Origin of the sequence: Polaribacter sp., assembly GCF_965656025.1 — a bacterium.
Lineage (GTDB): Bacteria > Bacteroidota > Bacteroidia > Flavobacteriales > Flavobacteriaceae > Polaribacter.
Map to the genome: position 1 here is coordinate 13,087 of NZ_CBFHJT010000033.1, position 2,206 is coordinate 15,292.

The following is a 2,206-nucleotide window of genomic DNA, read 5'->3' on the forward strand; positions in this document are numbered from 1 at the left end:
GTACAAAAACAAGTATTTAATAAATTCTATAGAGAGCAAAAAGGAAATATACATGATGTAAAGGGCCATGGTTTAGGTTTGGCATACGTAAAAGAAATTGTAGAAAAACATCATGGTACCGTATTTGTAGAGAGTGAAAAAGGACAAGGAAGCATATTTACAGTAAAATTACCTTTAATATAAAAATAACAAAATAAATAGATAAAAAAATGGGAAGTAAAAAAATTTTATTAGTAGAAGACGATCCAAATTTTGGAACGGTTCTAAAAGATTATTTAGCGTTAAACGATTATAACGTAACACATGCAAAAGACGGTATAGAAGGTCTTATAATGTTTAAAAACAGCGATTACGATTTATGTATTTTAGATGTTATGATGCCTAGAAAAGATGGTTTTTCTTTAGCACAAGATATTAGAAGCACAAACAAAGAAGTGCCAATTATCTTTTTAACTGCAAAAACCTTAAAAGAAGATGTTTTAAGAGGATATTCTGTGGGTGCAGATGATTACTTAAATAAACCTTTTGATTCTGAAGTTTTATTGCACAAAATAAAAGCAATCTTACAAAGAAAAGAATCTGAAACTACTGCAGAAACAGAACAGTTTGAGTTTACCATTGGAGGCTTTTTCTTTAACTCTAAACTACGTCATTTATCTGTTGGCGAAGATGGAGAGCCAACCAAACTGTCTCCAAAAGAAAGTAAATTGTTACGCATGTTAGCCATTCATAAAAATGACTTAATGCCTAGAGAATTAGCATTGACAAAAATTTGGAGAGATGACAATTATTTTACTTCTAGAAGTATGGATGTGTACATTGCAAAATTGAGAAAGTACTTAAAAGAAGATGAAAATGTAGAAATTTTAAACATTCATGGAGAAGGTTTTAGGTTGGTAGATAAATCCTAAACTTAAAAACTTCCCTTATATAGATTACTCAGTTTGCAAAACAAGCTGAGTTTTTTGTATTTTTATAGGCATCTTTTAATAGATCAGATTATGGCGCAATTTATTAGAATTTATAACGAAAATCCGAATCCAAAAGAAATAGCCAAGGTTGTAAAAGTTTTACAATCGGGTGGTTTGGTAATATATCCAACAGATACAGTGTATGGCTTGGGGTGCGATATTACCAATACAAAAGCATTAGAAAAAATTGCTTTAATAAAAGGCGTAAAATTAGAAAAAGCCAATTTTTCTTTTATTTGTAACGATTTAAGCCATCTTTCTGATTATGTAAAGCAAATAGATTCTGCCACATTTAAAATCTTAAAACGAGCACTACCAGGACCTTATACTTTTATTTTGCCAGGTAGTAATAACTTGCCAAAAGTATTTAAAAAGAAAAAAACAGTTGGTATACGTATACCAAATAACACAATTATTAGAACTTTGGTAGCAGAGTTAGGCAACCCAATAATTTCTACTTCTATTAGAGATGATGATGATGTTTTAGAGTATACTACAGATCCAGAACTTATTTTCGAGAAATGGCAAAATTTAGTAGATGTAGTGGTAGATGGTGGTTATGGTGATAATGAACCTTCTACAGTAATAGATTTAACAGACATACCAGTAATTATTAGAGAAGGTAAAGGGAGTTTAGATATTCTTTAGTTATTGTTAAAATTGAATTATTTCAATTCATCAAACTTCTTTCTACCCAAAATAAAATACTGCCAAACAATGCTGGTATGTAGATTATAATCTTGTTTTTTCTGTAATTTTCTTCGTTTACCTAAGAATTTAAAAAAGTTTTTATAAAAACTTAAATGCGCTTTTAAAATTGCAAAAGTGTGTATTGGTCTCAGTTCTAATATGAATTTGATACCTGCAATTCCGTCTAAAAGTAAGCGAGAAAAAATAACAAACAAAAACCATTTTTTGGGAACATTTTTAACCACATTTAATAAACTATTTCTAAAGTTTAAATAGGTTTTTTGCGGATTCGTTTCCTGCAAAGTAGCACCACCCACATGAAACACAGTAGAAGTGCCAACATATTTTACTTTAAAACCAATATTTTGCGTTCTCCAGCATAGATCAATTTCTTCTTGATGCGCAAAATAATCTTCGTCTAAACCATTTATTTGATGATATACTTTGGAACGTATAAACAAGCAAGCACCAGAAGCCCAAAAAATATCTTTTACATCATTAAATTGTTCAGAATCTCTTTCTAAATTATTAAAAACACGTCCTCT

At 29.8% G+C, this 2,206-nt stretch carries 4 protein-coding genes; 3 read left to right on the forward strand and 1 reads right to left on the reverse strand.

Translation table 11 applies throughout. The features are described from left to right. The 3 genes from ACTG3S_RS07965 to ACTG3S_RS07975 all read left to right on the forward strand — a co-directional run. On the forward strand, window positions 1-183 hold a 183-nt coding region (locus ACTG3S_RS07965; RefSeq protein ID WP_439128824.1), incomplete at its 5' end, for a sensor histidine kinase. Window positions 184-209: 26 nt separating this feature from the next. Beyond that, window positions 210-911 carry a response regulator transcription factor gene (locus ACTG3S_RS07970; RefSeq protein ID WP_439128825.1) on the forward strand — a complete coding sequence of 234 codons (702 nt, stop codon included), beginning with the start codon at window positions 210-212 and terminating at the stop codon, window positions 909-911. Between the two features lie 90 nt (window positions 912-1,001). After that, a complete protein-coding gene (locus ACTG3S_RS07975; protein ID WP_439128826.1) occupies window positions 1,002-1,619 on the forward strand; it encodes an L-threonylcarbamoyladenylate synthase in 618 nt (205 codons plus the stop codon). A 17-nt stretch (window positions 1,620-1,636) separates the two neighbouring features. Here ACTG3S_RS07975 and ACTG3S_RS07980 read toward each other — a convergent pair. Then, window positions 1,637-2,206: glycosyltransferase family 2 protein (locus ACTG3S_RS07980; RefSeq protein ID WP_439128827.1), on the reverse strand; the 570-nt coding region annotated here is incomplete at its 5' end.